General features: G+C 41.3%; 5 protein-coding genes and 1 pseudogene. 3 read left to right on the forward strand and 3 right to left on the reverse strand.

Annotated elements, in window-relative coordinates; all coding sequences use genetic code 11:
* Positions 1–317 (reverse strand): annotated as a pseudogene (locus Q0625_RS14870) (tRNA (N(6)-L-threonylcarbamoyladenosine(37)-C(2))-methylthiotransferase MtaB); the annotation flags it as partial.
* 149 nt (positions 318–466) lie between these two features.
* Between Q0625_RS14870 and Q0625_RS14875 the strand changes: the two are divergent.
* The 3 genes from Q0625_RS14875 (at position 467) to Q0625_RS14885 (ending at position 4,003) form a co-directional block, all read left to right on the forward strand.
* Entirely contained in the window at positions 467–892 is a 426-nt protein-coding gene (locus tag Q0625_RS14875) for a hypothetical protein (protein ID WP_298829017.1), read from the forward strand.
* 3 nt (positions 893–895) lie between these two features.
* Positions 896–1,657 (forward strand): hypothetical protein, encoded by a 762-nt coding sequence (locus tag Q0625_RS14880; RefSeq protein ID WP_298829019.1) that lies wholly within the window; start codon positions 896–898, stop codon positions 1,655–1,657.
* Between the two features lie 78 nt (positions 1,658–1,735).
* Positions 1,736–4,003, forward strand: a complete 2,268-nt coding sequence (locus Q0625_RS14885; protein ID WP_298829022.1) for a helix-turn-helix domain-containing protein — start codon at positions 1,736–1,738, stop codon at positions 4,001–4,003.
* Positions 4,004–4,033: 30 nt separating this feature from the next.
* Here the strand turns inward: Q0625_RS14885 and Q0625_RS14890 are convergent, their stop codons facing one another.
* Positions 4,034–6,592: an ATP-dependent Clp protease ATP-binding subunit gene (locus Q0625_RS14890; RefSeq protein ID WP_298829025.1), complete on the reverse strand. Its 2,559-nt coding sequence runs from the start codon at positions 6,590–6,592 to the stop codon at positions 4,034–4,036.
* A 142-nt stretch (positions 6,593–6,734) separates the two neighbouring features.
* Positions 6,735–8,174 (reverse strand): class I tRNA ligase family protein (locus tag Q0625_RS14895; protein WP_298829027.1); only part of this gene is annotated, 1,440 nt, incomplete at its 5' end.

An 8,174-nucleotide genomic window follows, 5' to 3' on the forward strand; every position in this document is an offset into this window, starting at 1 on the left:
ATGTTGAATTTCTCTTTGGCACCCAATACCAAATCCACCCCATCAACAGCGATAAGGTCTTCAGGCTTGAGCTGGGCATAACAGCCTATGGCTGCAATAAAAGCATTTTCGTTATGCTTGAGTGCTTTACGTACAATTTGCTTGAACTGCTTGTCCGCATTCTCGGTAACAGAGCAGGTATTAATTACATAAATATCAGCAGGTTCCTCAAAATCTACCTTATCATAGCCCTCATTCTCAAAGCTACGGGCAATGGTGGCTGTCTCAGCAAAATTTAGCTTGCATCCCAAGGTATAAAAGGCAACACGTTTTTTCATAAGGGTAAAAGAAATTTGGGGCAAAGATACAAAAAAATAATAATAAATGATTAATGACAAGCAAATAGCGAAAAGAGATAAAAAAGTGGTAGGAAAGATATTTTCTACCTAAAAAAGAAGTATCTTTGTACGCTGAAAGAAGGGGAATTATGGAACAGAAACCTACTTTTTTAGATACTATAACTGGGGATTTCCTACTAATAAAAGAAGTGGTGATTACCAAAGATACCACCTACTCAGGTCTTCGAGAGCAGTTTCCTACTCATAAGATATGGGAGGTCGGGACAGGCTACTATTGGATTTATTTTGATCAATGTTTCTTTGAGGGGAGACTTTTTAGTGTAGCGTTGTGTTTTAAGGGAGAACATTTATTTTCTATAGAGTTCTCTATGGATGAGCGACAAACCTCTTGGGAGGATTGGAGTGAGACGTATGAGCTACAAACAGAGAAGTATTACAAGCAATGGCTTACTTCGCAGATAGGTGAGGAGTGTTCTTTTGATTGGGGAAAGGTAGGGGTGCATTACGACCGTAAAGGAGGAAGTACCTTTATGTGGGTTACTTATAAAAGATAACAAATGAAAAACAAGAAACTTATTCCTTATATAGAAGAGGCTTATAGACTTTTTGCCTCCTATAGTATTACTCTGCCGCTAACGGTCTGTGATTGTGGCAACTGTATCACTGATAAGGAACAAAAACTATTGATAACCACCCCTTTGCGAGAGCTTTCTAGAGAATTGATAGAAACCTATATCAGTGCCATGTTTGACAATGAAGACAAGGCTATAGTAGAGCTTCGTTATTTCCTGCCCCGTATGTTGGAGCTACTTTCGGTAGGGGAAACACTCTATATAGATGAGGGCTTTTCCCTCTCTCGTTGTCATTTTGAGCGCACTCATATATGGAAAGAGGGAGAAATAGCTTTTATGGAGCGCTTTGCAAAAGTCTTTTTCGAAGAAGTACTTGAGGGTGAGTGTCCCCACCCATATAGTACAGCAGAGGATTGGTTGGTTTGTTTTGGCTTGAGTGGCTTATCTATAACCCCTCTTTTGGATAGCTGGCTCAAACAGGCAGATAGGGTAAAGGCATTGTATGACTTTCAGGAACTTTTTACCTATAGCTTACACCCTATAGGAATAGTGTTCAAGCATAGCTATTTTAAGGACAAGCGCCCAGAGCTCAATGAGCAGATAACCACTTGGCTTACGGCACCTCATACCCAGCGCACCTTCCTACAAGCCACAGAAAATCTACTCCTTTCCGATACTGTATTAGAGGAGGAAGTATTATTTTCCTTAGAGAATTTGTATAACCAACTAAGGTTAAATGAAAAGTGAAAAATGAAGAATTACCATTGTAACTTTTTACTTTGGTTTAAATTTTGTACCTTTGTACTGCCTAAAAAATAGCACTTCATGGATATAGCTCAGTATGTATTGGATTTTGTCAATCAGACCCATCGTTCTATTTTCCTAACAGGGAAAGCAGGGACAGGGAAGACGACCCTATTGCACCAGATTATTGCTACTACCTATAAGAATGTGATGGTGGCAGCTCCCACAGGGATTGCCGCACTCAATGCTAAAGGAGTAACCCTGCACTCCCTCTTCCAATTGCCATTGGCTACCTTTGTACCTTCCACTGTGGTGGATGTATCCCTTATGGAGAATGTCAATGTGGTGACCCCCAAGACCCTTATACAACGCCAGAAAATGAATGCTTACAAGCGTAAAATGCTTAGAAAATTGGAACTGCTGATCATAGACGAGGTAAGTATGCTACGAGCTGATACTTTGGATATGATCAATACTGTACTGAAGTCCATAAGAGGTTCATCGGCACCTTTTGGGGGTGTACAAGTGCTCTTTATAGGCGACTTATTACAGCTCCCGCCTGTAGTCAAGCCACAGGAATGGGAACTCCTGCAACAGTATTATAAGGGGATATTCTTCTTTCATTCCAAAGTAATAGAGGAAAATCCGCCCTTGTACTTGGAATTGGAGAAAGTGTATCGGCAATCCGATACAAATTTTGTAAAAATACTCAATCACCTTCGTACCAATGAGATAAGTAGGGAAGACATGCAGGCACTACAGCCTTATATCCGTCCTTCTTTTCGACCTAGGCATAATGAAGGTTACATAACCCTAACCACTCATAACTATAAAGCAGATCAAAAGAATGCAGCAGCTTTTGCTTCTATAAAAGGAAAGGAATACCACTATCAAGCAGAGATAAAGGGAGATTTTCCTGAGTATCTTTATCCCTTGGATGTGCAACTTTCGCTTAAGGTAGGTGCACAAGTGATGTTTGTCAAGAATGATTTGGATGTTCCCAAGCGCTATTACAATGGCAAGATAGGGGAGGTGATTTATCTCTCTGAGGAGGAGATACATGTAAGATTGGCCGATGAGGATACTATCATAGAAGTAGGTACCTATGTATGGGAAAACGTCCGTTATAAGAGCAAGTCCGACTCGGAGGAGATAGAACAGGAGGTGTTGGGTACATTCACCCAATATCCGTTGCGATTGGCATGGGCTATTACGGTGCATAAGAGTCAAGGGCTTACCTTTGATAAGGCTGTGATAGATTTGGAAGATGTATTTGCCTCTGGACAGGCCTATGTGGCGCTCTCTCGCTTGCGTAGTCTTGAGGGATTGGTACTGCTTTCTCCTTTTCAGGATAGGGAACTACATACCTCTCAGGATATTATCGACTATGCTGCCCAGAAGGTAGCTCCTGAATCTATAGAAAATATACTCTCGGAGGATAAGAAGGTATTTTTGGAAAAGGAAATATTGCATGCTTTCTCTTGGTTTGATGTAGCGGTACAGTGGAAAGTACATGCTAATTCTTATAAGACAGAGACTGGGAAAAGTCTTAAGAGCCAGTTCCATAGCTGGGCACAACAGCAGAGCAAGGCCTGTGATGAGATTATACTACATTCGGAAAAATTCCTCAAGCAGCTCAAGAGCATTTTGGCTACGCCCAATTATGATGTACATTTCCTTTTGGAGCGATTTGAGAAGGCTTATGACTATTTCTTTCCACTATGGGAGCGTATTGCCTTTGATACTTTCTATACACATTTCCAGATAAATGGCAAAAAACAGGCAAAGACATTCGCTGAAGAACTTACGGATCTCGAGGATATGGTTATAGAACTGATAGTGCGTTTGCTCAAGGATAGGATTATCTTTGCTTCTTTGCTCAATCATTCACAGTCTTCGGATTGGGAAAAAGCAGACTTTAACAAGGCTAATACTTATAGAGAGCGGCTCTTAGAGCAGGTATTGCAACAGTGGCGAGATGATACCCTAAGAGGTAAGCTCCTGGACGAAGTGCCCGAAGTGGCGAAGAAAAAGGAGAAGAAAGAAAAAATATCGACCTATGAGCAGACGTTATTATTATGGCAGCAACATAAGTCTATACAAGAGATTGCAACTGAGCGAAAAATACATGAAAAGACGATCTATGATCATATGGCCAAGCTGGTGTCAGAGGGGAAAATAGCAGTTACAGAGCTCCTCACAGCCGACGAGATAAATACATTGGAACTTGCTTTTGTACAAGCTCCTCCTGATGCAACTCTTACAGCGATTAGGGAGATTGTAGGGGAAGAATACTCTTGGGAGACACTCAAAATATTTAGAGCACACTATAATAAAAAGAAAAAGTGAACAAAGCGTTCACTTTTTCTCTTTTTGTTTTTACTCCTCTACGGGAATGCTTTTTATATTGCTTACTAAGAAAGTAAGTTTTTCTTCATTATCAGTGTAATCTACTGAAATAGTATCTCCTTTGCGGACTTCACTAAGGACAATCTTTTCGGCTATTTCGTCTTCTATATAGCGCTGGATAGTACGCTTAAGCGGACGAGCACCATATTGCTTGTCATAGCCCTTTTCAGCAATAAATTCCTTAGCCTTATCAGTAAGGTAAAGGGAGTAACCAAGCCCTTTCATACGTTCTAAGAGTTTTTCAAGCTCTACTTCTACGATACTTTTGATATTTTCTTTGTCAAGAGTGTTGAACATCACAATATCATCGATACGATTGAGGAACTCAGGGGCAAATACTTTCTTAAGGGCACCTTCCACAATGGAACGCTCGTGTTCATCGGCTTGGGAGATCTTAGCAGCAGTGGAGAATCCTACTCCTTGTCCAAATTCCTTCACCTGTCGGGCTCCGATGTTGGAGGTCATGATGATAATTGTATTGCGGAAATCCACTTTTCGGTTGAGACTATCGGTGAGGAATCCATCATCAAGCACTTGTAAGAGCATATTGAAAATATCGGGATGTGCTTTCTCTATCTCATCGAGCAGGATTACCGAATAGGGTTTGCGTCGTACACGCTCGGTGAGTTGTCCACCTTCTTCATGACCTACATACCCTGGAGGTGCTCCAATAAGGCGTGAAACGGTGAATTTTTCCATATATTCACTCATATCCAAGCGAATAAGTGAATCCTCAGAGTCAAATAATTCACGAGCTAGAATCTTGGCTAGTTGGGTCTTACCTACCCCTGTTTGCCCAATAAAGATAAAGGAGCCAATAGGGCGGTTAGGGTCTTTTAGTCCTGTACGATTGCGCTTGATAGCCTTGACAATCTTCTGTATGGCCTCCTCCTGTCCTATAACCTTTTCACGGATTATTTTCTCTAGTGAGGAGAGTTTGTTCATTTCAGATTGTTCCATACGGGTAATAGGTACTCCACTCATCATGGAGACCACTTGGGCTATATCCTCAAAACCTACTTCACTACGATTCTTTAAGGATTCCTTCTCCCAAAGGAGTTTTTCGGCTTCCAATTGTTCCTTAAGCCTGCGCTCTATATCGCGATAACTGGCAGCTTCTTCATAGCGCATACCTCTTACCGCATCATTCTTGAGCGATTGGGTTTTTTCTATCTCTTCCTCCAAGTGTTCTACTTGTTTGGAGACTTTTATTTGGGAAATATATACACGAGCACCGGCCTCATCCATAGCGTCCAAGGCTTTGTCGGGGAGGAATCGGTCGGTAATGTACCTTGTGGTGAGTTTTACACAAGCCTCAATGGCCTCCTCTGTATATTTCACATGGTGATGATCTTCATATTTTCCTTTTACATTGTTGAGGATTTCAATAGTTTCCTCATAGGAAGTAGGCTCTATGATTACCTTCTGGAAACGACGCTCTAGGGCACCATCTTTCTCAATGGAATCACGGTATTCATTCATGGTCGTAGCTCCTATGCATTGGATCTCTCCACGTGCTAGTGCAGGCTTGAACATGTTAGAGGCGTCAAGGCTTCCTGAGGCGCTTCCTGCACCTACGAGGGTGTGTATTTCATCAATGAATAGAATAACATCCTTGTTCTGTTCTAGTTCGTTCATGATCGCCTTCATACGCTCCTCGAACTGTCCACGGTACTTGGTACCTGCCACGAGTGAACCTAAATCCAAGGTTACCACACGCTTATTGAATAAAGCACGTGATACTTTTCTCTCAATAATACGCATAGCAAGCCCTTCAGCTACAGCACTTTTCCCTACCCCAGGCTCTCCGATAAGTAAGGGGTTGTTTTTCTTCCTACGGCTAAGGATTTGGGAGACACGCTCAATTTCCTTGAAGCGACCTACCACAGGGTCTAACTTGCCCTGTCGTGCCATAAGGGTTAAATCCTTCCCAAAATTATCTAAAACAGGAGTGTTTGTTTTTTGATTTGAGTTGTTTTTTTGAGGGGTAGAAGGTGACAAAATGTCAGATTTTTCTTCCTCATCGTCATCTTCGTAAGCGTATGAACTCAAGAAGGTTCTTTCATCTTGTTTCTTTTCATTATTTATCACCTCAAATTGTTGTCTCACATTCTCGTAATTAATCTTTTCTTGATTAAGGAGCTTTGTGGTTGGATCACTGTTATTTCTAAGGATACATAGGAGCAGATGAGCGGTTTTGATTTGGTCATTCTTGAAACTTTTTTGTTCAAGGACAGTGGCCTTCATCGCATTTTCTGCCTGTAGGGTAAGGGGGATACTCTTTTCCAACTGTGTGGCAGAAGTATCTGAATATGAGTTAATAGAATTGGCAAGTGATTCCGTTTTTCTCTGCAAGGTAGGTATATTAGCATGTAGGGCAGCGAGTACCTCAAAAGCACTTCCATCAGTTTCTTTAAGGATACCCAATAGCAAATGCTCTGTTCCTACTACACTATGCTTCATACGGATAGCTTCGAGCTTTCCCGTATTGACTACATTTTTTACTCTTGGTGAAAAGTTATCGTTCATAAATAGGGTTGTCCTTTTTATATGGGGCTAAGTTATGATTTTTACTTCATACGGCAAAAATAATGCCATGAATTTTTTGTCAGTTTCTTGTACTTTAACAAGGTTTCTGTTTATTTGTTAAAGTAATTAGCGATTTGCACTATTATTTTAAGTTTTGCAAACTTTTTTCAAGGGTCTCAATCTTAGCCAAAGCGTCAGCTTCTTTTTTTCGTTCAGTTTCTATTACTTGGGCAGGAGCAGAAGAGATGAATCTCTCATTGGAAAGTTTGGCACGTACTGATTTTAGAAATCCTTGTACATGGGCTAATTCTTTTTCCAATTTCTTTATCTCTTCAGCTACATTGATTTTGTCCAGAATAGGAATAAAATATTCATTGGCTTTCACACGGAAAGAAACAGCTCCCTCTATTGCCGTATCTGTATAGGAAATAGCTGGAATATTTCCTAACTTCTGGATAATGCTATCCCAATGAGTAGGAACTTGCTCATTATTGATTACCGATAGACTAATTTCGTCTTTGAAAGCAATGTTTTTCTCCTTACGAATGGTACGAATACCAGAGATAACCTCTTGTACAAATTCAAACTCAGCTAGGATACTCTCATCGAATGCTTTTTGCTCAGGGTAAGAGGCAATTATGAGTGCTTCTTGAGGGGTTCTTGGAGCTATTTGTTGCCATATTTCTTCAGTAACAAAAGGCATGAATGGGTGTAAGAGCTTCAGGTTATCCTCGAATAGCGCAATTACTTCTGTAAGGGTTTGGTTATCAATAGGTGCTCCATAAGCAGGCTTGATAATCTCCAAAAGCCATGAGCAGAAATCGTCCCATACGAGTTTGTATATCTTCATCAGCGCATCGGAGATACGATACTTGCTAAAGTCATCTTCGGTTTCACTCAGTACCTTTTGGAAGCGGGCACGGAACCATGTAATAGCTCTTTGAGAATGATCTGGCTGAGCGATATCGGCAGTTTGCCAACCTTTGATAAGGCGGAAAGCATTCCATAATTTGTTAGCAAAGCCACTTCCTTGTTGGCATAGAGCTTCATCGAAAAGCAGGTCATTCCCCGCAGATGAGGAGAGGAGTAAGCCTACACGTACCCCATCGGCACCAAAGTCCTTAATTAGTTGTAGGGCATCGGGGGAGTTACCTAAGGACTTGGACATCTTGCGGCGGAGCTTGTCTCTTACCAATCCTGTGAGATATACATTGGTAAAGGGTTTTTCTCCAGCGAATTCATAGCCTGCAATAATCATTCTAGCTACCCAGAAGAAGAGAATATCAGGACCTGTAACCAAATCTTGAGTAGGGTAGTAGTATTTGAAATCCTCATTATCAGGGTCTAAAATGCCATTGAACACACTCATAGGCCATAACCATGAGGAGAACCAAGTGTCCAGTGCATCTTCGTCTTGGCGTAGATCGTCCAAGGTGAGAGCAGGATTATGGGTTTTCTCTTTGGCTAAGGCCAAGGCTTGTTCTTTGGTTTCTGCTACGACAAAATCTTCTTTTCCAGTGCCATAGTAGTAAGCAGGAATCTGTTGTCCCCACCATAGTTGGCGAGAGATATTCCAGTCACG

The sequence above is a fragment of the uncultured Capnocytophaga sp. genome, from assembly GCF_938029845.1.
GTDB lineage: Bacteria > Bacteroidota > Bacteroidia > Flavobacteriales > Flavobacteriaceae > Capnocytophaga.

Bases quoted from the DNA above. Each gene is read 5' to 3' on its own strand.
- Q0625_RS14880 (WP_298829019.1), top strand. From the start codon at position 896: ATGAAAAACAAGAAACTTATTCCTTATATAGAAGAGGCTTATAGACTT.
- Q0625_RS14890 (WP_298829025.1), bottom strand. From the start codon at position 6,592: ATGAACGATAACTTTTCACCAAGAGTAAAAAATGTAGTCAATACGGGA.
- Q0625_RS14885 (WP_298829022.1), top strand. From the start codon at position 1,736: ATGGATATAGCTCAGTATGTATTGGATTTTGTCAATCAGACCCATCGT.
- Q0625_RS14875 (WP_298829017.1), top strand. From the start codon at position 467: ATGGAACAGAAACCTACTTTTTTAGATACTATAACTGGGGATTTCCTA.